At 70.9% G+C, this 20929-nt stretch carries 20 protein-coding genes; 9 read left to right on the top strand and 11 right to left on the bottom strand.

Translation table 11 applies throughout. The features are described from left to right. Positions 1-16: 16 nt before the first annotated feature. Positions 17-826 carry a CAF17-like 4Fe-4S cluster assembly/insertion protein YgfZ gene (gene ygfZ, locus EBE87_RS14185; protein ID WP_122140045.1) on the bottom strand — a complete coding sequence of 270 codons (810 nt, stop codon included), beginning with the start codon at positions 824-826 and terminating at the stop codon, positions 17-19. 95 nt (positions 827-921) lie between these two features. Between ygfZ and EBE87_RS14180 the strand changes: the two genes are divergently transcribed. The 7 genes from EBE87_RS14180 (at position 922) to der (ending at position 9526) form a co-directional block, all read left to right on the top strand. Continuing rightward, positions 922-1836 carry a glycosyltransferase family 9 protein gene (locus tag EBE87_RS14180; RefSeq protein WP_122140044.1) on the top strand — a complete coding sequence of 305 codons (915 nt, stop codon included), beginning with the start codon at positions 922-924 and terminating at the stop codon, positions 1834-1836. Next, on the top strand, positions 1833-2864 hold the full coding sequence (locus tag EBE87_RS14175) for a glycosyltransferase (protein ID WP_120637444.1): 1032 nt from the start codon (positions 1833-1835) through the stop codon (positions 2862-2864). The genes EBE87_RS14180 and EBE87_RS14175 overlap by 4 nt, the downstream gene beginning before the upstream one ends. A 6-nt stretch (positions 2865-2870) precedes the next feature. Beyond that, positions 2871-4628, top strand: coding sequence for an asparagine synthase (glutamine-hydrolyzing) (gene asnB / locus EBE87_RS14170; RefSeq protein WP_120637443.1), 1758 nt, complete (start codon positions 2871-2873; stop codon positions 4626-4628). Positions 4629-4697: 69 nt separating this feature from the next. Then, positions 4698-6032 (top strand): dihydroorotase, encoded by a 1335-nt coding sequence (locus EBE87_RS14165; protein WP_120637442.1) that lies wholly within the window; start codon positions 4698-4700, stop codon positions 6030-6032. A 37-nt stretch (positions 6033-6069) separates the two neighbouring features. Continuing rightward, positions 6070-6774 carry a tetratricopeptide repeat protein gene (locus EBE87_RS14160; protein WP_233553109.1) on the top strand — a complete coding sequence of 235 codons (705 nt, stop codon included), beginning with the start codon at positions 6070-6072 and terminating at the stop codon, positions 6772-6774. 5 nt (positions 6775-6779) lie between these two features. Next, a complete protein-coding gene (locus EBE87_RS14155; protein WP_120637441.1) occupies positions 6780-8114 on the top strand; it encodes an outer membrane protein assembly factor BamB family protein in 1335 nt (444 codons plus the stop codon). A gap of 71 nt (positions 8115-8185) precedes the next feature. After that, positions 8186-9526 carry a ribosome biogenesis GTPase Der gene (gene der, locus EBE87_RS14150; RefSeq protein ID WP_120637440.1) on the top strand — a complete coding sequence of 447 codons (1341 nt, stop codon included), beginning with the start codon at positions 8186-8188 and terminating at the stop codon, positions 9524-9526. Positions 9527-9570: 44 nt separating this feature from the next. On the opposite strand, the gene EBE87_RS14145 is transcribed toward der, so the two are convergent. The 5 genes from EBE87_RS14145 to radA form a co-directional block, all read right to left on the bottom strand. Then, positions 9571-10569: a DUF4214 domain-containing protein gene (locus EBE87_RS14145; protein WP_120637439.1), complete on the bottom strand. Its 999-nt coding sequence runs from the start codon at positions 10567-10569 to the stop codon at positions 9571-9573. A gap of 115 nt (positions 10570-10684) precedes the next feature. After that, the gene (locus EBE87_RS14140) at positions 10685-11401 is read right to left on the bottom strand and encodes an SDR family NAD(P)-dependent oxidoreductase (protein ID WP_120637446.1); all 717 of its coding nucleotides are present in this window, start codon (positions 11399-11401) and stop codon (positions 10685-10687) included. 5 nt (positions 11402-11406) lie between these two features. Beyond that, the gene (gene purF, locus EBE87_RS14135; protein ID WP_408887713.1) at positions 11407-12894 is read right to left on the bottom strand and encodes an amidophosphoribosyltransferase; all 1488 of its coding nucleotides are present in this window, start codon (positions 12892-12894) and stop codon (positions 11407-11409) included. A gap of 37 nt (positions 12895-12931) precedes the next feature. Further along, a complete protein-coding gene (locus EBE87_RS14130) occupies positions 12932-13492 on the bottom strand; it encodes a CvpA family protein (protein ID WP_120637438.1) in 561 nt (186 codons plus the stop codon). A 35-nt stretch (positions 13493-13527) separates the two neighbouring features. Then, positions 13528-14967, bottom strand: coding sequence for a DNA repair protein RadA (radA, locus tag EBE87_RS14125; protein ID WP_120637437.1), 1440 nt, complete (start codon positions 14965-14967; stop codon positions 13528-13530). Between the two features lie 189 nt (positions 14968-15156). On the opposite strand from radA, the gene EBE87_RS29405 reads away from it, so the two are divergent. Together EBE87_RS29405 and EBE87_RS29400 are read left to right on the top strand one after the other, a co-directional pair. Further along, complete coding sequence (locus EBE87_RS29405) at positions 15157-15834, top strand: MFS transporter (protein ID WP_199707214.1); 678 nt, start codon at positions 15157-15159, stop codon at positions 15832-15834. Beyond that, entirely contained in the window at positions 15831-16307 is a 477-nt protein-coding gene (locus tag EBE87_RS29400) for an MFS transporter (RefSeq protein WP_199707212.1), read from the top strand. The genes EBE87_RS29405 and EBE87_RS29400 overlap by 4 nt, the downstream gene beginning before the upstream one ends. Here the strand turns inward: EBE87_RS29400 and EBE87_RS14115 are convergent. Genes EBE87_RS14115 through EBE87_RS14095 form a run of 5 tightly spaced genes read right to left on the bottom strand, consistent with a single transcriptional unit; the run spans position 16304 to position 20872 of the window. Beyond that, the gene (locus tag EBE87_RS14115; RefSeq protein WP_120637436.1) at positions 16304-16729 is read right to left on the bottom strand and encodes a VOC family protein; all 426 of its coding nucleotides are present in this window, start codon (positions 16727-16729) and stop codon (positions 16304-16306) included. The two genes, EBE87_RS29400 and EBE87_RS14115, sit on opposite strands and share 4 nt — an antisense overlap. Positions 16730-16732: 3 nt before the next feature. Then, entirely contained in the window at positions 16733-17512 is a 780-nt protein-coding gene (locus tag EBE87_RS14110; RefSeq protein WP_120637435.1) for an ABC transporter ATP-binding protein, read from the bottom strand. Then, complete coding sequence (locus EBE87_RS14105) at positions 17509-18294, bottom strand: MlaE family ABC transporter permease (protein WP_120637434.1); 786 nt, start codon at positions 18292-18294, stop codon at positions 17509-17511. Before EBE87_RS14105 ends, EBE87_RS14110 begins: the two co-directional genes overlap by 4 nt. Positions 18295-18309: 15 nt before the next feature. Then, positions 18310-19380, bottom strand: a complete 1071-nt coding sequence (gene alr / locus EBE87_RS14100; RefSeq protein ID WP_120637433.1) for an alanine racemase — start codon at positions 19378-19380, stop codon at positions 18310-18312. Next, the gene (locus tag EBE87_RS14095; RefSeq protein WP_120637432.1) at positions 19367-20872 is read right to left on the bottom strand and encodes a replicative DNA helicase; all 1506 of its coding nucleotides are present in this window, start codon (positions 20870-20872) and stop codon (positions 19367-19369) included. The genes alr and EBE87_RS14095 overlap by 14 nt, the downstream gene beginning before the upstream one ends. Positions 20873-20929: the final 57 nt, after the last annotated feature.

Here is a 20929-nt window from a genome sequence, read left to right as displayed (position 1 = left end):
CGGCGACCTGCCGCGATCAGCCGGGCTGGGCCATCCAGTCCGGCAAGGTGGGGCGCAACACCGCCTCGCCGCAGCGCAGCGCCTGCCCGGCTTCCACCGGCAGGCGCAGCAGCGCCAGGCCCAGCCCGTCCTGGCCGGAGCGCATCTCGCCCAGTTCCGCGCCATCCTCCCGCAGCACCGGTGTGCCGCGCGGGGGCAGGGGGCCTTCCACCGCCACCGGAAACAGCCGCTTCTTCAGCAAGCCGCGGTACTTGGTGCGCGCCGTCAGCTCCTGGCCCATGTAGCAGCCCTTGCTCCAGGAGACGCCGGCCAGCTCATCGAAGCCGGCCTCCAGCAGTACGCTCTTCTCGCTTTCCATGTCCTGGCTGCCGGCGGGCAGGCCGAGGGCGAGGCGGTGGCGGTCGTAATCCGCCGGCACCGCATCGGCGGCGGGGGCTTCGGCCAGCAGCGCGCGCCAGCCGGCCCGGGGGTGGCGCGGGTCCGGCGCCGAGATGCCCGGCGGCATGGGCGCATCGCCCCAGCCGGCGCTGACGGAAAGTTCCGGCGCCTCCGCCAGCGCCACCTTGGAGCGCAGCCGGAAGCGGGAAAGCTTCTGCACCAGCATGGTGGCCTGCGCGGCCTCCACGTCCAGCAGCAGCCGCTCGGCCTCCGCGAAGACGAAGAAATCGGCCAGCCATTTGCCCTGCGGGGTCAGCAGCGCCGCCCAGACGGCGCGGCCCGGCGTGGCCTGCGCCACGTCGTTGGACACCAGGCCCTGCAGAAAGGCCACGCGGTCCTCGCCGGTCACGGTGATGACGGCGCGGTCGGGAAGGGATGTCTGGGGCATGGCCGCCATTTTGGCCTGCGGCCGCCCGCCTGCAAGGGCGCGGCGCCAAGCCCAAGCTGCGCGAAGCGCGCAACCGTGCTAAGCGGCGCGCGACCATGCGCATTCTTTTCATCACCTCCACGCGGATCGGCGACGCGGTGCTCTCCACCGGCCTGCTGGACCACCTGCTGCGGACCTATCCCGATGCGCGCATCACCGTGGCCTGCGGCCCGGTGGCGGAGGGTGTCTTCGCGCGCATGCCGAACCGGGTGGACACCATCGTCCTGGTGAAGCGCCGCTTCTCCGCCCATTGGCTGGGGCTCTGGGCCCAGGTGGCGCGCACGCGCTGGGACCTGGTAGTGGACCTGCGCGGCTCCGCGCTGGCCTGGCTGGTGCCGGCGCGGCGGCGGGCGGTGATGCAGGGCGGCCGCCGCCCCGGCCACCGGCTGCTGCATCTGGCCGGTACGCTGGACCTCAAGGATGCACCGCGCCCGGTGGCCTGGTTCGGCCCGGAGGACGAGGCGCGGGCGGAGGCGCTGCTGAAGGGGCAGGGGCCTTTCATCGCCCTTGGCCCCAGCGCCAACTGGTCCGGCAAGCTCTGGCCGGCGGAGCGCTTCGTGGAACTCTTCCGGGCGCTCTCGGCGCCGGATGGGCCGCTGCCGGGCGCGCGCGCCGTGGTGCTGGGCGGCCCCGGGGCACAGGAAGCCGCCATGGTGGCCCCGGTGCTGGCGGCGCTGCCGCAGGCCATCGATCTGGTGGGCCAACTGGAATTGCCGGAGGTCGCGGCGGTGTTATCCCGCTGCGCGCTCTTCGTCGGCAATGATTCCGGCCTGATGCATCTCTCCGCCGCCGCCGGGACGCCGACGCTGGGCCTTTTCGGCCCGACGCCGGCCAGCGAATACGCCCCGGTGGGCCGCGCCGCCCGCGCCGTGCTGGCGCGCGGCACCCCCGGCGCCGCGCCCATGGAGGCGCTGCCGGTGGAGGATGCCCTTTCCGCCGCCCGCGACCTGCTGGAAAGCGTTCCGGCGTGAGGATCGCGCAGGTGATGGCCGGCGCCCAGACAGGCGGCGCCGAGGCCTTCTACGAACGCCTGACCGTCGCCCTGCACAAGGCGGGGGAGGATGTGCTGCCGGTGATCCGCAAGGACTCCGCCCGCGCCGCCCGGCTGGCGGTGCATGGGCTGGTGCCGGTGCAGCTAGGCTTCGGCGGGCCGCTGGATATGTTGACGCGGCCGCGCCTCTCGCTGCTGCTGCGCCAGGAGCGCCCGCAGGTGGCCGTGGCCTGGATGAACCGCGCCGCGCGGCATATGCCGACCGGGGACTGGACGTTGGTGGGGCGGCTCGGCGGCTATTACGACCTGAAGTACTACCGCCGCTGCGACCATCTCATCGGCAATACGCGGGACCTGGTGGGCTGGATGGTGCGGCAGGGCTGGCCGGCCGAGCGCGCCCATTACCTGCCCAATTTCACCGATGATTTCGCCGGTGTGCTGCCCGCCGAGCTGGGCCTGACGGAGAGCGCACCGAAGCTGGTGGCGCTGGGCCGCCTGCACCGCAACAAGGGCTTCGATACCCTGCTGCGCGCCCTGGCGCTGCTGCCGGGGGCGGAACTCGCCATTGGCGGCGAGGGGCCGGAACGGGCGGCGCTGGAGAAGCTGGCGGCCGAGCTGGGCGTTGCGCCGCGCGTGCGCTTCCTGGGCTGGCGGCAGGATGCCGGGGCGCTGCTGGCGGGCTGCGATGTCTTTGTCTGCTCCTCCCGCCACGAGCCGCTGGGCAATGTGGTGCTGGAAGCCTGGAGCGCCTCCAGGCCCGTGGTGGCCGTGGCCGCCCAGGGCCCCGCCGAACTGATCCAGGATGGCCGCACCGGCCTGCTGGTGCCGCAGGCATCGCCCGAGGCCCTGGCCCAGGCGGTGGCCGGCCTGCTGGCTGACCCGGCCCGCGCCGCTGCCCTGGGCGCCGCCGGCCGCGCCGCCTGGGAAGCGGAATTCGCCGAGGCGCCGGTGCTGACCCGGTGGCAGGACATGCTGCACCGCCTCGCGCCGACCACTGGGAGGGCTTGAGCAACCATGTGCGGCATTGCCGGCCTGATCCTGCGGCAGGGGCAGAGCCCCGACGCCACCACCTTGCAGAAGCTGACCGGCGCCCTGGCCCATCGCGGGCCGGACGGCGCGGGGCACCATGTCTCCGGCCCCGTGGCGCTGGCGCATACGCGGCTGGCGATCATCGATCTCGCCACCGGGGACCAGCCGTTGTTTGCCGGCCCCGCCGCGCTGGTGGCCAATGGCGAGGTCTACAACTACCGCGAGCTGCGCGCCGACCATGCGCTCTCCTGCGCCACCGGCAGCGATTGCGAGCCGCCGCTGCATCTCTTCCGCCGCGACGGGCTGGGCTTCGCCGACGGGCTGCGCGGCATGTATGCGGTCGCGATTCATGACCGCGTCTCCCGCCAAGTGGTGCTGAGCCGCGACCCCTTCGGCATCAAGCCGATGTATCTGGCGGAAGTGCCGGGCGGCATGGCCTTCGCGTCGGAGCCGCAGGCGCTGGTCGCCGCCGGGTTGGTGGCGCCGCGTGTGCGGCCGGAATCGCGGGCCGAACTGCTGCAGATGCAGTTCACCACCGGGGCCGAGACCATCTTCGAGGGCATCACCCGCGTGCTACCGGGCGAGACCATCGCGCTGGGCGAGGGCCGGGTGCTGGAGCGCCGCCGCCGCGCCGCCCTGCCGGAGGGCGGCCCCCTGGCCATCACCGAGGCCGAGGCCCTGGCGCGTTTCGAGGCCGCCTTCCGCGACAGCGTGGACCTGCACCAGCGCAGCGATGTGCCCTATGGCATGTTCCTCTCCGGCGGCACGGACAGCGCGGCGGTGCTGGCCATGATGTCCCGCCTGAACGAGCAGCCGGTACTGGCCTTCACCGCCGGCTTCGACGTGCCCGGCGCGGCGGATGAGCGGGCGCATGCCGCCACCATGGCCCGCGCCGCCGGGGCGCGGCACGAGACCATCACCGTCAGCCGCGAGGAAGTCTGGCGCCACCTGCCGGAGATCGTGGGCGCCATGGACGACCCGGCGGCCGACTACGCCATCATACCCACCTGGTTCCTCGCCCGCCGGGCGCGGCAGGACGTGAAGGTGGTGCTGTCCGGGGAAGGCGGGGACGAGATCCTGGGCGGCTATGGCCGCTACCGCGCCGCCATGCGCCCCTGGTGGCTGGGCGGCAAGGCGCCGCGCACCCATGGTGCCTTCGACCGCCTGGACGTGCTGCGCCAGGCGCCGACCGGCTGGCGCGACGGCATGGTGGCCGCCGAGGCCGCCACCGCCCTGCCGGGCCGCACCCGGCTGATGGCGGCGCAGGCGCTGGACGTGGCGGACTGGCTGCCCAACGACCTGCTGATCAAGCTCGACCGCTGCCTGATGGCGCATGGCATGGAGGGGCGCACACCCTTCCTGGATACCGCCGTGGCCGAGGCCTGCTTCCGCCTGCCGGATGCGCTCAAGGTGAAGAAGGGCATGGGCAAGCTGCTGCTGCGGCAATGGCTGGCGCAGAACTTCCCGGCCTCCGAGCCCTTCCGCCCCAAGCAGGGCTTCACGGTGCCGGTGGGCGCCTGGATCGCCGATGCGGCGGACCGGCTGGGCCCGCTGGTGGCCGCCCAGGCGGGCGTGGCCGAGATCGCGAAGCCGGAGAAGGTGGTGGCGCTGTTCCGCGCCGCCGCCGGCAAGCGCGAGGGCTTCGCCGCCTGGCACCTGCTGTTCTACGCGCTCTGGCACCGCCGGCACATCGAAGGGATGCGGGCGGAGGGCGATGTCTTCGCCTATCTTTCCGCCCGCTGAGCGGCAAGGGGGGTCGCCGGATCGCCGGGCCTGTTCTACACGGCAGGGGTTCGGTGAGAGGGACTTGTGATGACCAGCTTCGATCTCATTCTGCGCGGCGGGCGCTGCGTGTTGCCCTGGGGCGAGCAGGAGGCGGATATCGGCGTGCGCGCCGGCCGCATCGCCGCGATCGGCGACCTGCGCACCGCCAGCGCGGCGCAGGAGATCGACTGCAAGGGTCTGCATGTGCTGCCCGGGCTGATCGACCCGCATGTGCACCTGCGCGACCCCGGCGACCCGGCGGTGGAAACCATCCCGACCGGCACCAAGGCGGCCGTGCTGGGCGGCATCACCGCCGTCTTCGACATGCCGAACACCACCCCCTCCATCACCAGCCAGGAGGCGCTGGAGGGCAAGCGCGCCTATACGGAGGGCAAGAGCTGGTGCGACATCGGCTTCTATGTCGGCGCCGGCAAGTCCAACATCCCGGAGCTGGCGGCGCTGGAGCTGCAGCCGGATGTCTGCGCCATCAAGGTCTTCGCGGGCAGCAGCACCGGCGACCTGCTGGTGGAGGATGACGCGACGCTGGAGCGCGTGATGCGCTCCGGCCGCCGCCGCATCTGCTACCATTCCGAGGACGAGTACCGGCTGCAGGAGCGCAAGCCGCTCTATGCCGACGGCGGCCCGCACAAGCTGCATGCCGAATGGCGCGACGTGGAATGCGCCTTCCTCGGCACCCGCCGCCTGATGGCCCTGGCGCGCGAGACCGGCCGCGGCGCCCATATCCTGCATGTCTCCACCGCCGAGGAACTGGAATACCTGCGCGACTTCCGCGATGTCGCGACGGTCGAGGTGCTGGTGAACCACCTGTCCCAGACCGACGAGGCCTATGACCGCCTCGGCGGCTATGCGGTGATGAACCCGCCGATCCGCGACGCGCGCCACATGGCGGCGGCCTGGGCGGCGGTGGCGGATGGCACGGTGGACTGCATCGGCTCCGACCACGCGCCGCATTCCCGCGCCGCCAAGGAACGCCCCTGGCCCGCCACCGCCGCCGGCCTGACCGGCGTGCAGACGCTGGCGCCGATCATGCTGGACCACGTGAATGCCGGGCGGCTCAGCCTCTCCCGCATGGTGGACCTGATGGCCGCCGGCCCCGCCCGCGTCTATGGCGCCGTGGCCAAGGGGCGCCTCTGCGCCGGCTATGACGCCGACTTCACAGTGGTGGACCTGAAGAAGACCCGCACCATCGAGGAAAGCTGGATCGCCTCGCCCTGCGGCTGGACGCCTTTCGCGGGCATGTCCTGCACCGGCTGGCCGGTGATGACCATTGTGCGCGGCCAGCCGGTGATGCGGGAGGACGAGGTGCTGGGCACCCCCGCCGGCCGTCCGGTGCGCTTCGATACGGGCCTCGCGCGGGGCTGAAGGCGCTGAACCCTTAACGGGGGTGGCGCGGGCCGCTATGGTCCGCGCCACGATCTTCGGGGGCCTGAAGCCCCCGCCGCTGCTGTGGGGACCGGAATTGCCGGATATCTTCGACGAGGTGAAGGAGGAGCTGCGGGCCGAACAGGCGCGCAAGCTCTGGATGCGCTACGGTGGCGCCCTGGCTGGCGTGGCGCTGCTGGCTGTCGTCGGCGTGGCCGGCTGGCAGGGCTGGCGCTGGCACCAGCAGCAGCAGGGCGGGCAGGCCGCCATGGCCTTCATGGAAGTGCACCGCGCCGCCGAGGCCCCAGGCGCCGACCTGAAAGCCACCGCCGAGCGTTTCGCCGCCATCGCGCAGGATGCGCCGGAGGGCTACCGGGTCCTGGCCCGCCTGCGCACCGCCGCGCTGAAGGCCGAGACCGGCGAGCGTGATGCCGCCCTGGCCATCTGGGACCAGGTGGCCAGCGACAGCCGCGCGCCGCAGGTCTATCGCGACCTCGCCAGCCTGATGTGGGCCCTGCATGGGCTGGAGACGCAGGACCCGGCGGCGCTGGAGTCGCGCCTGGCACCGCTGACCGGGGGCGCCTGGGCGGCCTCGGCGCGCGAGTTGCAGGCGCTGGTGGCGATCCGCCGTGGCGAGGCCACGGAAGCGAAAAAGAACCTGGAAGCCCTGGCGGCGGATGTCACCGCGCCGCAGGGGGTGCGGGAACGCGCGGGCCGCGTGGCCGCGGGATTGGGGAGCTGAGCGGAATGCGGCAGATGGTCTGGACGCGGCGGGCGGCGCTGCTGGGCGCGGCGGGGTTGCTGGCGGGCTGCGAGACGCTCGACGACATCTTCGGCGAATCCAAGAAGCCGCTGCTCGGTGAGCGCCGCCCCGTGCTGGCGCCGCGCCGGGACCTGGAGGCCGACGAGGCCCTGGCCAACTCCCCCATGGACCTGCCGCCGCCCGAGGCCCGCGCCGACTGGCCGCAGGCGGGCGGCAATGCCGGCCATGCGCCGGGGAACCTGGCGCTGCCGGGCTCGCTGACCCGCGCCTGGACGGCCTCGGCGGGCAGCGGCAACAGCTACCGCAGCCGCATCACCGCCGGGCCCGTGGTGGCGGAAGGCACGGTCTTCGCCTCCGACGCCTTCGGCGTCGTCTCGGCCTTCGACCTCGGCAGCGGCGGGCGCCGCTGGCGCTTCGACACCAAGCCCAAGAAGGACGATGTCGGCGCCGTCGGCGGCGGCTGCGCCTATGAGGGCGGCGTGCTCTATGTCGCCTCCGGTATGGCCGAGCTGCTGGCGCTGAACCCGGCGGATGGCGAGCCGCGCTGGCGCGTGCCGCTGCCGGCCCCGGCGCGTGGCGCGCCCTCCGTCGCGAACGGGCGCATCTTCGTGCCCACGCTGAACAATGCGGTGACCGCCTTCTCCGCCGAGGACGGCAAGAAGCTCTGGGATTACAGCGCCCAGGCAGCCCCGGCGCTGCCGCTGGGCCTGCCGGCGCCGGCGGTCTTCGAAGATTTCCTGGTGGCCGGCTTCCCCTCGGGCGAGCTGGTGGCGATGCGCCCCGATGATGGCCGCGTGCTCTGGACCGAGAGCCTGGCCGCCGGGCGCGGCGGCCTGGGCGATATCTCCGGCGTGCGCGGCCTGCCGGTGATCGACCGTGGCCGCGTCTACGCCAACAGCATGGGCGGCCTCTCCATGGCGGTGGACCTGCGCTCCGGCCGCCGGCTGTGGGAGCGCGAGATCGGCGGCACCGAGACGCCGCTGGTGGTCGGGGAATGGGTCTTCGTGATCGGCAGCACCGGCAATCTGGTGGCGATCGGGCGCGAGGACGGCCGGGTGCGCTGGCTGACCGAACTGAACGCCCCGCCGAAGGGCAAGGACAAGGCCGAGCCCGCCAGCTTCGGCCCGCCGCTCATGGGCGGCGGCCGCATCCTGCTGCCCTCCTCGAAGGGCGAGCTGCTGCAGATCGACCCCGCCACCGGCGCGGTCGCGGGGCAGATGCGGCTGCCGGACGGCTGCTCCCAGCCCGGGCTGGTGGCGGCCGGCACGTTGGTCCTGCTCTGCGACGACGGCACGCTGGCGGCCTATCGCGGCGCCTGACAGGCCGTTGCGATGACGGCCATGCCATCTCCGTGATTCCCTCGGGGGGCATTCCGCTGTAAAGCGCGCGGATGCTCCCCCGTATCGCCATCATCGGCCGCCCCAATGTGGGCAAGTCCACGCTGTTCAACCGTCTGGTGGGCCGCAAGCTCGCCATCGTGGACAACACCCCCGGCGTCACCCGTGACCGCAAGGAATACGAGGCCCGGATCGGTGGCCGCGACGTCATCCTGCTGGACACCGCCGGGTTGGAAGAAGCGCCGCCCGACACCGTCGCCGGCCGCATGCGCGCCTCCTCCGAGGCCGCGATCCAGCAGGCGGACCTCATCCTCTTCGTGGTGGATGCCAAGGCGGGCCTGACCGCCTCCGACCGCGCCTTCGCCGCCTGGCTGCGCCGGCAGAAGGTGCCGGTGCTGGCCGTGGCCAACAAGACCGAGGGCCGCGGCGGCACCATGGCCGCGCTGGAAGCCTATGAGCTGGGCTTCGGCGACCCCGTGGCCATTTCCGCCGAGCATGGCGAGGGCATTTCCGACCTCCATTCCACCGTGGCCGGCATGCTGCCGGAGGAGCCGGAGGAAGAGGAGGAGGACGACAAGGACCGCCCGCTGCGGCTGGCCGTCGTCGGCCGCCCCAATGCCGGCAAGTCCACCCTGCTGAACGCCCTGCTGGGCGAGGAGCGGATGATCACCGGCCCCGAGCCCGGCCTGACCCGCGACGCCGTGACCAGCGAGTTCAACGACGCCGTGGGCCGCGTGCGGATCGTGGACACCGCGGGCATGCGCAAGAAGGCGCGCATCGTCGAGGGGCTGGAGCAGATGTCCGTTGGCGCCACCATCAATGCGCTGAAGGAGGCCGAGGTGGCGGTGCTGGTGCTCGATGCCCTGCTGGGGCTGGACGAGCAGGACCTGCGCATCGCCCGCCTGGCCGAGCGCGAGGGCCGCGCCGTGGTGATCGCGCTGAACAAGTGGGATGCGGTGGAAGATCGCATCGCCGCGCGGCGCGGCATCGAGGACACGCTGCAGACCTCGCTGGCGCAGCTGAAGGGCATCACTGTGGTGGCCATGTCGGCGGCCACCGGGCGCGGTGTCGACAAGCTGATGCCGGCAGTGCGCGAGACCATGGAGCGCTGGAACAAGCGCGTGCCGACCGGCGAGCTGAACCGCTGGTTCGAGGGCGCGCTGTCCCGCCACCAGCCGCCGCTGGCCGATGGCCGCCGTATCAAGCTGCGCTACGCCACCATGCCCAAGGCCCGGCCACCGACGATCGTGATCTTCGGCCCGCGTGCGGAGGATCTGCCGGAAGATTACCGGCGCTATCTGGTGAACAGCTTCCGCGACGCCTTCGACATGCCGGGCGTGCCGATCCGGCTGCAGCTGCGGGGCACCAGCAACCCCTTCGTGGACAAGGAATGAAAAAGGGGGCCGCGAGGCCCCCTTTCGCTATCCGGCCCGCCGGTTCAGGCGACCAGGCTGACGCCGTAGCTCAGCGGATTATCGCTCTGGAAGTCGTTCGCGGTAATCTGCTGATGCTCGGCGCTGTCGGAAATGGCGAGCATCACCTCGGCACGCGACATCCCGCCATTCAGCTGCGCGAGCCAGCCATCGACGCCTGCCTGCTCGGCATTGCGCTCCAGCGCATTGTTATAGACGGCGTTGATGAAGTCGGCGTCGTTCAGCCCGCGCAGGCTGGCGGCTTCATCGCTGTTGTAGAAGGAATCTGCGATAGTCTTCACGGACAGGTTGCCGGTATGCAGCAGCGACACCCAGGAGGAGAGGCCGCCCAGGTCCGGCAGGCGGTCAAAGGCGGTGTCATAAAGGTTGGCGACGGCGATGGCGCCTTCATCGCGGTCCCAGATGCCATCGGCCACGATGCTGGCGGTAATGGCCCGGTTCTCGGCCGATTCGGCGAACTGGACGGCGACATCGGCGCGCGTCATCTCGCCCTTGTCGATCAGAATGGTCCAGCTGGAGATCTCGGCCGGAGAGGCCGCCGCGCCACGCATGTTCTGATACAGCGCATCGACGAACTGCGTGTTGTTCAGGTTCGCGCCGAAGAGGTTGGAGAACTCAGCGCTGTTGATCATGTCATTCGCGACATTGGACAGCTTGCCGCCGTCATCCAGCGTCTGGATGAAGCTGTTGAGGCCGCCCTGATCCGCATCCCGCCCCAGGGCGACATTGTAGAGGCGCGTCACCTGCGCCGCCGCGTCCTCAGGATTATAAACTTCGCGGCCATCAACGAAGATCAGCGTCTCGACGCTGTTGATGGTGTCGATGCCGGCGCGGCTGGCGACGCTGACCGGGCCGGCATCGTTGTTCACGATGATGGCGTCGCGGCGGCCGGCGTCGAACTGGCCGAAATCATAGGCGCCGGTGCCGTTGTAGGTATCCGCGCCATTGGAGCCGGTGATCACGCCGGAAGCCGCAGGGATCTGGTATTTCGCGATGCTCGCCATGTCAGGTCCTCCTTCTACGGCGGCACAAACCCTCAAGGCTTGGACTGGTTGCGTGCGGTTGAATCACAGCATAGTTTTTTACGCCGCCGGATAGATCGGCGGCGCGCAACGATCTTCAGGCCGCCGCGACGGTTTCCCCGTGCCGCGTCAGGCTGGGCTGGCAGAGTGCGGCGATCATCGGCGCCACATCGGCGGGCTGGGCAATGCTCGCGGGGTCCTCGCCCGGCATGGCGGTGGCGCGCATGCGGGTGGCGACCACGGTGGGGTCGAAGAGGTTGACGCGCAGCGGGGTCTTCTCCACCTCCTGCGCCCAGGTCTGCACCAGGTGCTCCATGCCGGCCTTGGTGGCGCCATAGGCGCCCCAGTAGGCCTTGGGGTGCTGCACCCGCCCGGTGGTGACGAACACCGCCCGGCCGGCATCTGAGGCCCGCAGCGGCGGGTCGCAGGTGCGGATCAGGCGCCAAGCGGCGGTGAGGTTGACGCCCACCACATTGGCCCAGTCCTTGGGGTCGATATGCGCCACCGGCGTCAGCTTGCCGAGTTCGCCGGCATTGTGGACCAGGATGTCCAGCCGCCCGAAGCGCTCCACGATGGAGGGGCCGATGCTGTCGATCTGCGCCTCGTTCTTCACGAGGTCGAAGGGCAGCAGCGTGGCGCCCTGGCCGCCGGCGGCGCGGATCGCGTCGTCGGTTTCCTCCAGCCCGCCCTGGGTGCGGGCGATCAGCACGCAATGGGCGCCCTGGCGAGCCATTTCCACGGCCAGGGCGGCACCGATGCCGCGGCTGGCGCCGGTGATCAGGGCCACGCGGCCCTGCAAAGGCTTATCGTTCATGCGGTTCAAACGCCGTTGGCGGCCAGCAGCGCGGGCGCGCGCTCAGGGTGGCCGACCAGATCGGTCAGCGGGATGGCATAGTCGCCGGTGAAGCAGGCGTCGCAATAGGCGGGGTTGTTGCCGTCGCGCTTGGCTTGCCCCAGGGCGCGGTAGAGGCCGTCCAGCGAGATGAAGGCGAGGCTGTCGGCACCGATGATGCGCGCCATCTCCTCCACGTCGTGGTTGGCGGCCAGCAGCTTGGCGCGCTCCGGCGTGTCGATGCCGTAGAAGCAGGGATTGGTCGTGGGAGGCGAGGAGATGCGCATATGCACCTCCTTGGCGCCCGCCTGCCGCACCATCTCGACGATCTTGCGGGAGGTGGTGCCGCGCACGATGGAGTCGTCCACCAGCACCACGCGCTTGCCCTCGATCATCGGGCGATTGGCGGAATGCTTCAGCTTCACGCCGAGGTGGCGGATGCTGTCCGTCGGCTCGATGAAGGTGCGGCCGACATAGTGGTTGCGGATGATGCCCAGCTCGAAGGGAATGCCACTCTCGGCCGCATAGCCCATGGCCGCCGGCACGCCGGAATCGGGCACAGGCACGATCACATCGGCCTCGACGCCGCTTTCGCGCGACAGCTCGGCGCCGATGCGCTTGCGGGTCTCATAGACCGGCGTGCCCTCCACGATGGAATCGGGGCGGGCGAAATAGATGTATTCGAAGATGCAGAAGCGGCTCTGCTGCCGCCCGAAGGGGCGGATGGAACGCAGCCCGTTCCCGTCGATCACCACGATCTCGCCCGGCTCCACGTCGCGCACGAAATCGGCGCCGACGATGTCCAGCGCGCAGGTCTCGCTGGCCAGCACCCAGGAACCGGCCTCGGCCGGGCCGAGGCGCCCCAGCACCAGCGGGCGCACGCCCAGCGGGTCGCGCGCGCCGATCATGGCGCCGTCATGCAGGGCGATCAGGGAATAGGCGCCCTGCACCTGCTTCAAGGCGTCGATCAGCCGGTCGACCACATTGGCGTAGAGGCTGATGGCGATGAGATGGACGAAGACCTCGGAGTCGGTCGTGCTCTGGAACAGGCAGCCGCGGCGCACCAGGGCGCGCTTCAGCACGCCGGCATTGGTCAGGTTGCCGTTATGGGCGACGGCCAGGCCGCCGAACTCGAAATCGGCATAAAGCGGCTGCACGTTGCGCAGCGCCGTCTCGCCCGTGGTGGCGTAGCGGTTGTGGCCGATGGCGGTGCGGCCGGGCAGGGCGGCGATGACCTTGGCGGAGGAGAAATTGTCGCCAACCAGGCCCTGGGCGCGATGGGCATTGAAGACGCCCTTCTCGGAGAGCGCGACGATGCCGGCCGCTTCCTGTCCGCGATGCTGCAGGGCGTGCAGGCCCAGCGCCGTCAGCGCCGCCGCGTCGGCGGCGTTCCAGACGCCGATGACGCCGCATTCTTCCTTGAAATGGTCGTCGTCCCCGGTCTCCCAGGGATTGGTGGTCAGCATGGACTGCATTGGCATCCTCGTTCCCGGCCAAGAACCGGAAGGGTCGTCAGGTGCGCCCCCGGGCGGGGGGACGCAGCAATTCGTCCATGCTCGGCAGGCCACGGTCAGGCAGCTCCGGCAGACGCGGGCGGTATTCGGCCGGCAGGAACGACACAACGGCCTGGGCCGCATCCGCCACCACCGGCAGGGTCCGGGCATTCCGCACCGCTTCCGGCCAAAGGTCGGTGGCAGGCAGGAACAACCCGCCCACGATATAGGCGAGTACGAGCAGGAAAGCACCTCTTGCGAGGCCAAACACGATGCCGAGAGCGCGATCCACACCCCCGAGCACGGAATGGCGGACGATTCCGGCAAACCAGCCGATCAGCAGCTTCAGCACCAGCAGGGCGAGCAGGAAGGCGACGGCGAGCGCGGCGAGTTCCGCCATCCATTCGGTCGTCAGGTATTTCATGGCCAGCGGCTTCACCGCCGGCTGGGCATAAAGCGCGAAGGCAATGGCGCCGGCCCAGGCACCGATGCCCAGCACCTCCCGCACCAAGCCCCGGAAATAGGCGATGAGCGCCGAGAGGGCGAGCACCGCGAGAACAAGGCCGTCGACCCAGGTCATCGTGGCGCTGCCTATACCGGGGCGGTGGCGCGGTGTCAGCCCTCCTCGGCGGGTTCGGCCTTCTCGGATTGGCGGGCGGCGGGCTTCGGCTTGGCGCTGGCGGCCAGCGGCGCCACCAGATCGGCGAGGTGGCCGATCTCGGAGAGCCGCAGCCCATCGGGCGCGGAAGGGGCACGGCCGCCGCGCGCGACTCGGCGGGGCAGGGTGGCGGCGGAAAAGCCGAGCTTGGCGGCCTCCCGCAGCCGCGTGTCGGTCTGGGCCACCTGCCGCACCTCGCCGGAGAGGCCGACCTCGCCGAAGAAGACCATGTCGGGCGGGGTGGGGCGGTCGGTGGCGGCGGAGACCAGGGCGGCGGCGACGGCGAGATCCGCCGCCGGCTCGCCCACCCGCAGCCCGCCGGCGACATTGAGATAAACGTCGTTCTGGCCGAGGCCGACGCGGGCGCGGGATTCCAGCACCGCCATCAGCATGGCCAGCCGCCCGGAATCCCAGCCCACCACCTGCCGCCGGGGTGAGCCGCCATTGGCGGAAGGGGAAAGCAGCACCTGGATTTCCACCAGCACCGGCCGCGAGCCTTCCATGCCCGCGAAGACGGCGCTGCCGGAGATATTGCCGCGCCGTTCCGCCAGGAAGAGGGCGGAGGGGTTGGAGACCTCCACCAGCCCCCGGTCCGTCATCTCGAAGACGCCGATCTCGTCGGTGGCGCCGAAGCGGTTCTTCACCGCGCGCAGGATGCGGAACTGGTGGCCGCGGTCGCCTTCGAAATAGAGCGTGGCATCCACCATGTGCTCCAGCACGCGCGGGCCGGCGAGGGTGCCTTCCTTTGTCACATGGCCGACCAGCACCAGGGCAAAGCCGCGTGTCTTGGCCAGCCGCCCCAGCTCGGCCGCGCAGGCGCGGACCTGGGAGACGGTGCCGGGCGCGGAATCCAGGCTGTCCAGCCAGACGGTCTGGATGGAATCCATGATCACCAGCGTGGCGTCGCGTTCCTCTTCCAGGCTGGCCGCGATGTCGCGCAGGCTGGTGGCGGCGGCCAGCGCCAGGGGGCTGTCCGCCAGCCCAAGGCGCTGGGCGCGCATCCGCACCTGGTCGATGGCCTCCTCGCCCGAGATATAGAGCGTGCGCTTGCCCGCCGCCGCCACCTTGGCCGCCGCCTGCAACAGGATGGTGGACTTGCCGATGCCCGGGTCGCCGCCCACCAGCACGATGGAGCCGGGAACAAAACCGCCGCCCAGCACCTGGTCGAGTTCCGCGATGCCGCTGCGGGTGCGCGGCGGCGGCTCGGCCCGGCCCTTCAGCCCGACGAACTCGATCTTGCGCCCGCCGCTGCTCTTGCCCGTGGGGCCGGAGGGGCGGGATTCGGACGCCTCCTCCGCGATGGTGTTCCATTCTCCGCAGCCGTCGCAGCGCCCCTGCCACTTGGGATAAACGGCGCCGCAGTTCTGGCAGACGAAGCGGGTGACGGATTTGGCCATGCCTGTGGATATAGAACAAACAGCGCACAGGCGGTAGGCGGCTTGACACCGGCGCGGGTGACGGCGAAACGCGAGACATACGCCAGGGCCCGCCGCCCTGGCGCGTAAGCGTTCACGTCAATCAACGCATCCTCCCCCCGGCGCCGGCCGAATGGCGTTGTGTCCCGAATGTCCCCTTCTTCCGTTCCGATGAGCACCGCGGCCGCGATGGGCCCGCTGGTCGTCATTGTCTTCCTGGGTTTCCTGGCCGTGGGCATGCCGCTGGCGGCACTGGCCATCCACCTGCACGACGCCATGGGCTTCAGCCCGGCGCTGGTCGGCGCGGTGATCGGCGCGCAGTCGCTGGTGACGGTGGTGACGCGCCATGCCGCCGGCACGGTCTGCGACCGCTACGGGCCCCGCCGCTCGGCGCTGACGGGCCTGCCGCTGGCGGCGCTCTCCGGGCTGGTGATGCTGCCGGCCACCATCCTGCTGCCCGCTGACAACCTGCTGGTGGTGCCGCTGCTGCTGCTGGCGCGCGCCATGCTGGGGGCGGCGGAAAGCTTCTTCCTGACCGGTAGCATGACCTGGGGCATCGGCCGCATGGGCCCCGCGCGCACCGGCAAGGTCATGGCCTGGCAGGGCATCGCCATGTATGCGGCGCTGGGCACCGGCGCGCCGCTGGGCCTCTGGCTGCTGCATGACAGCGGCTTCGGCACCGTGCTGCTGCTCTCCATCCTGGCGCCGCTGCTGGCCGCCGGCATCGCGCTGGGGCTGCGCGGCTTTCCGGGCTCGGGCGGGCTGCGGCTGCCTTTCCACCGCGTGGTGGGGCTGGTCTGGATGCCGGGCACGGTGCTGGCGCTCTCGGCCTGTCCTTTGTCGCCATGACCACCTTCCTGCCGCTGCACTACCAGGCGCGGGGCTGGGGCGGGGCGGGGCTCGGCATGATCGGCTTCGTGGCCGCCTATATCCTGGTGCGGCTCTTTCTGGCGCATCTGCCGGACCGGCAGGGCGGCATGCGGGTCGGCATCGCCTCCCTGGCGCTGCAGGTCCTCGGGCAGTTGTTGCTGTGGTGGGCGCCGGGGCCGGCGCTGGCGCTGCTGGGCGCGGTGGTCAGCGGCCTCGGCTTCTCGCTGGTCTTTCCGGCCATGGGGGTGGAGGCGACACGCCGCGTGCCTGCCGGCCAGCGCGGGCAGGCAGTCGGCAATTTCATCGCCTTCTTCGACCTGGCGCTCGGCCTGGGCGGACCGCTGCTGGGGCTGGCGGCGACGCTGGGCGGCTCGGCGGCGCCCTTCCTGGTGGGGGCAATATCGACGCTGGCGGCGCTGCTGCTGCTGCGCCGGCTGCCGCCGGTGGCCTAATCCGGCAGCACCATCGCGCCATTGGGGGCGATGGGGAAGCCCGGGTTCCAGGCCACTTCCCACAAGTGGCCGGCCGGGTCGGCGAAGGCGCCGGCATAGCCGCCCCAATCGGTTTCCTGTGCCGGCCTGGTGATGCGGGCACCGGCGGCGGCGGCTTCCGCCAGCACGGCATCGACCTCCTGCCGCGTCCGGGCATTGTAGGCGAGGCTGATGCCGCGGAAGCCCTGGCCCTCCGGCGCCACGCCGGAATCCCGCGCCAGATCCTCCCAGCCATAGAGCGAGAGGATCATGCCGCCGGCCTGGAAGAAGGAGACGCCCTCGGCCGCGCGCATCCCGCGCCGCCAGCCCAGGGCCTCGTAGAAGGCGGTGGCCACCGCCAGATCAGGCACGCCCAGCGTCACAAGGCTGAGGCGCTGCTCCACCGGCTATTTCCGCAATTCCATGGTGATGGGCCCTTCGCGCTCCCCACGCGCGAACTGGTCCACCATGGCATTGCCGGTCTCGCCCAGCGTGGCGGCGGGGCCGGTCCAGACGATGCGGCCCTTGTGGATCATGGCCGCCGTGTCGCCGATGCGGCGCGCGCTGGCCATGTCATGCGTGATGGAGACCGCCGTGGCGCCCAGGCGCTTCACGCAATCCACGATCAGCCCGTCGATCACCGCGCCCATGATGGGGTCGAGGCCGGTGGTGGGCTCATCGAAGAAGATGATCTCGGGGTTGCCGGCGATGGCGCGGGCCAGGCCCACGCGCTTCTGCATGCCGCCTGACAACTCGCCAGGGTACAGGTCGCCGACGCTGCCGGCGAGGCCGACCTGGGCCAGCACCTCGGCCGCCTTGTCCCGCGCCTGGGCCCGGGTCATGCGCTTCTGGGCCAGGGGCTTGAAGCAGACATTCTCCCAGACCGGCAGGCTGTCGAAGAGCGCGGCATTCTGGAACAGCATGCCGATGCGGTCGTTCAGTTCCTCGCGTTCCCGGCGGTTCATCGCCAGCACGTTGCGGCCATCGATCTCGATGATGCCGGCATCGGGCTGGATCAGCCCCAGGATGGACTTGATCGTGACCGACTTGCCGGAGCCCGAGCCGCCCAGGATGACCATGCCATGGCCGGCCTGGATGTCGAGGTCCACGCCATCCAGCACCTGCTTGGCACCGAAGGCCTTGCTGAGGCCGCGCAGGCGGATCTTGGGGGTGGTGGAGGCGCTCATCGGGCGAAGAACATCTCGGTGATGACGTAGTCGAGCGCCAGGATCAGGATGGAGGAGGAGACCACCGCCGCCGTGGTGGCCGCGCCCACGCCCTGGGCGCCGCCGCGGCTGTTGTAGCCATGGTAGCTGCCCATCAGCGCCACGATGAAGCCGAAGACCGCCGCCTTCACCAGGCCGGAGATGACATCCATCGGCTGCATGAAGGTCAGCGTGGCGTTCAGATAGGTCGCGGAGCCGAAGCCCAGCTTGGCGGTGCCGATCAGCCAGCCGCCCATGATGCCCAGGATATCCGCCACCACCACCAGCAGCGGCATGGCCAGGGTGCCGGCCAGCAGGCGCGGCGCCACCAGGTACTTCATGGGGTTGGTGGAGAGGGTGGTCAGCGCATCCACCTGGTCGGTGACGCGCATGGTGCCGATCTCGGCCGCGAAGGCGGCGCCGATGCGCCCGGCCACCATCAGGCCGGCCAGCACCGGCCCAAGCTCACGCGTGATGGAGAGCACCACGACATTGGCGATGGCGCTTTCCGCCCCGAAGCGGGAGAAGCCGGAATAGGATTGCAGCGCCAGCACCATGCCGGTGAAGACCGCCGTCAGCGACACCACCGGCAGGGAGAAATAGGCAATCTCCACAAAGGCACGGAGGAACATGCGCGGGTAGAAGGGCGGCCGCAGCAGGTGCGAGACACCCTCGGCCGCGAAGAGCGCGATGGCGCCCGCGCTGCGGCAGAGCCCGAGCACGGCGCGCCCGAGGCTCGCGAGGAAGTTCAGGATGACGTTCAATTCAGGACCGCCGTATCATGCCGGCCGGTATTGGCGCCGGTAACGGGCGCCGAGCGAGGTCATCACCTCATAGCCGATGGTGCCGGCCAGCGCCGCCACCTCGTCCGGCGTCTGCGCCGGGCCGATCATCTCCACCCGGTCGCCGGGGCGGATGTCGGGCGCGTCGGTGACGTCGAGGGTGATGAGATCCATGGAAACCCGGCCTACCAGCGGCACAGGACGCCCGGCGACAATGCCGATGCCCCGGCTGGACAGGGCGCGAAGGTAGCCATCGGCATAGCCGGCGGCAATGGTGGCAATCCGGCTGTCACGTTTCGCGACCCATGTGGCGCCATAGCCGACCGGGGTGCCGGCCGCCACCTGCCGCACCTGCAGCACCGGCACCGTCAGCCGCAGTACCTGCCGCATCGGGTTCGTCTGCCCCGGCGTCGGGTTGAGGCCGTAGAGCGCGCAGCCCGGCCGCGCGAGGTCGGAGGCCATGGCGGCGCCATGGAAGATGCCGGCCGAATTGGCCAGCGACCGGGGGATGCCGGGGAAGGCGGCGGCGGCCTCGGCGAAGCGCCGGGGCTGCAGGGCGTTCAGCTCATGTCCCGGCTCATCGGCGCAGGCCAGATGCGTCATGACATAGCGCAGGCCCAGCCCATCCAGCGCACCCGGGGGCAGGGCGGCGCGCTCGACGGGCGAAAGGCCCAGCCGCTCCATGCCGGTGTCGAGATGCAGGATGGTGCCGGCCCCGGGCGCCCCGGCGGCCTGCCAGGCGGCGATGTCGGTGGGGCCGTTCAGCACCGGGGTCAGCCCGGCGCCGGCATCCGCGCCGGGCGGGAAGCCGCCGAGCACGGCGATCATCGGCCCCGCGCCCAATGCCTCACGCAGGGCCATGCCTTCCGCGAACTGGGCCACGAAGAAGTGGCGGCAGCCGGCTTCCGCCAGCGCCCGCGCCACCGGGCCGGCGCCGAGCCCATAGGCATCGGCCTTCACCACCCCCGCCACGGATGCGCCGTGGCGGGCGCAAAGGCCGCGCCAGTTGGCGGTGATGGCCGCGAGGTCGACTTCGAGAGTCGCCTCGAAGCCCTCAGTAGCCGTCATTGCCGTGAACGATGTCGAGGTCGCCGAAGCGGGTGAACTCGGCCTCGAAGAACAGCGGGATGGTGCCGGTGGGGCCATGGCGCTGCTTGGCCACGATCAGGTCGGCGCGGTTATGCGCCTTCTCCATCCGCGCCTGCCAGTTGGTGATGGCGTCCTGCAGCTTCTCGCCATCGGTGAAGTTGACGTCCTTGGGCTCCTGCATCTTCAGGTAATAATCGTCGCGGTAGACGAACATCACCATGTCGGCGTCCTGCTCGATGGAGCCGGATTCGCGCAGGTCCGAGAGCTGCGGCCGCTTGTCCTCGCGGCTTTCCACCTGACGGGAAAGCTGGGACAGCGCCATCACCGGCACCGCCAGTTCCTTGGCGATGGCCTTCAGGCCCTGGGTGATCTGGCTGATCTCCTGCACCCGGTTCTCGGGGCGGGAGCCGGCGGCGGGGCGCATCAGCTGCAGGTAGTCCACCACGATGAAGTCGAGGCCGCGCGTGCGCTTCAGGCGCCGGCAGCGGGTCCGCAGCGCTGAGATGGTGATGGCGGGCGTGTCGTCGATATAGAGCGGCAGCCGCGCCAGCTCGCGCGAGACTTCCACGAACTTGTCGAAGTCGCGCTGCATGATCTCGCCGCGGCGGATGCGGTCGCCGGAGATGCGCGCGGCCTCGGAGAGCAGGCGGGTGGCCAGCTGGTCCGCGCTCATTTCCAGCGAGAAGATGGCGCAGCCGCCCTTGGGCACGGCGCCGGGGCCATGCTCGTCCTCGGCCGCGCGCAGGATGGACTGGGCGGCGCCGAAGGCGATCTTGGTGGCCAGCGCCGTCTTGCCCATGCCGGGGCGGCCGGCGAGGATCAGAAGGTCCGAGGGATGCAGCCCGCCGGTCTTGGCATCCAGGTCGCGCAGGCCGGTGGAAAGGCCGGACACGCCGCCGCCGCTGGTGAAGGCCTTTTCCGCCATGGTGACGGCGTCGGTCAGGGCACGGCCGAAGGGCACGAAGCCGCCCTCGTTGCCGCCATCCTTGGCGAGGTCGAAGAGCGCCTGCTCGGCCGCCTCCAGCTGCTCGCGGCCTTCCAGGCCCTCGTCGGTGCCGAAGGCGCGGTTCACCACCTGCTCGCCCAGGTCCACCAGCTGGCGGCGCAGCCAGGCGTCATGGATGATGCGGCCATAGTCGCCGGCATTGATGATGCCGACCATGGCGGAGATCAGCCGCGCCAGGTATTCCGGCCCGCCCAGCTCGTCGAGCAGTCCGGAATGGGCGAATTCGCCGCGCAGGGTCACCGCGTCGGCAAGCTGGCCGGCCTCGATGCGCCGCTGGATGGCGGCGAAGATGCGGCCATGGACCGGGTCGGCGAAATGCTCCGCCGCCAGGAATTCGGAAACACGCTCATAGGCTTTGTTGTTGGCCAGGAGCGCGCCAAGCAGCGCCTGTTCCGCCTGCAGGTTCGCCGGCGGCTGGCGCTGAGAGACGCGGAGCAGGCCATCGGGCTGGGGAACGCTGTTCATGTCCCCAGGATACCCCGTCAGGCCCCCCTCAGGCGAGAGGGAGGCTGTGGATAACGG

This window comes from Teichococcus wenyumeiae (assembly GCF_003696345.1).
Lineage (GTDB): Bacteria > Pseudomonadota > Alphaproteobacteria > Acetobacterales > Acetobacteraceae > Pseudoroseomonas > Pseudoroseomonas wenyumeiae.
Note: the sequence above shows the minus strand (reverse complement) of the source record. Positions and strands in the feature narration are given on the sequence as shown.

Excerpts from the sequence above, each read along its gene's own strand:
- EBE87_RS14165 (WP_120637442.1), top strand. The coding sequence starts at position 4,698 with ATGACCAGCTTCGATCTCATTCTGCGCGGCGGGCGCTGCGTGTTGCCC.
- EBE87_RS29400 (WP_199707212.1), top strand. The coding sequence starts at position 15,831 with ATGACCACCTTCCTGCCGCTGCACTACCAGGCGCGGGGCTGGGGCGGG.
- alr (WP_120637433.1), bottom strand. The coding sequence starts at position 19,380 with ATGACGGCTACTGAGGGCTTCGAGGCGACTCTCGAAGTCGACCTCGCG.
- EBE87_RS29405 (WP_199707214.1), top strand. The coding sequence starts at position 15,157 with ATGAGCACCGCGGCCGCGATGGGCCCGCTGGTCGTCATTGTCTTCCTG.
- ygfZ (WP_122140045.1), bottom strand. The coding sequence starts at position 826 with ATGCCCCAGACATCCCTTCCCGACCGCGCCGTCATCACCGTGACCGGC.
- EBE87_RS14145 (WP_120637439.1), bottom strand. The coding sequence starts at position 10,569 with ATGGCGAGCATCGCGAAATACCAGATCCCTGCGGCTTCCGGCGTGATC.
- EBE87_RS14180 (WP_122140044.1), top strand. The coding sequence starts at position 922 with ATGCGCATTCTTTTCATCACCTCCACGCGGATCGGCGACGCGGTGCTC.
- EBE87_RS14160 (WP_233553109.1), top strand. The coding sequence starts at position 6,070 with ATGGTCCGCGCCACGATCTTCGGGGGCCTGAAGCCCCCGCCGCTGCTG.
- EBE87_RS14110 (WP_120637435.1), bottom strand. The coding sequence starts at position 17,512 with ATGAGCGCCTCCACCACCCCCAAGATCCGCCTGCGCGGCCTCAGCAAG.
- purF (WP_408887713.1), bottom strand. The coding sequence starts at position 12,894 with ATGCAGTCCATGCTGACCACCAATCCCTGGGAGACCGGGGACGACGAC.
- asnB (WP_120637443.1), top strand. The coding sequence starts at position 2,871 with ATGTGCGGCATTGCCGGCCTGATCCTGCGGCAGGGGCAGAGCCCCGAC.
- EBE87_RS14095 (WP_120637432.1), bottom strand. The coding sequence starts at position 20,872 with ATGAACAGCGTTCCCCAGCCCGATGGCCTGCTCCGCGTCTCTCAGCGC.
- EBE87_RS14155 (WP_120637441.1), top strand. The coding sequence starts at position 6,780 with ATGCGGCAGATGGTCTGGACGCGGCGGGCGGCGCTGCTGGGCGCGGCG.
- radA (WP_120637437.1), bottom strand. The coding sequence starts at position 14,967 with ATGGCCAAATCCGTCACCCGCTTCGTCTGCCAGAACTGCGGCGCCGTT.
- EBE87_RS14130 (WP_120637438.1), bottom strand. The coding sequence starts at position 13,492 with ATGACCTGGGTCGACGGCCTTGTTCTCGCGGTGCTCGCCCTCTCGGCG.
- EBE87_RS14140 (WP_120637446.1), bottom strand. The coding sequence starts at position 11,401 with ATGAACGATAAGCCTTTGCAGGGCCGCGTGGCCCTGATCACCGGCGCC.
- der (WP_120637440.1), top strand. The coding sequence starts at position 8,186 with ATGCTCCCCCGTATCGCCATCATCGGCCGCCCCAATGTGGGCAAGTCC.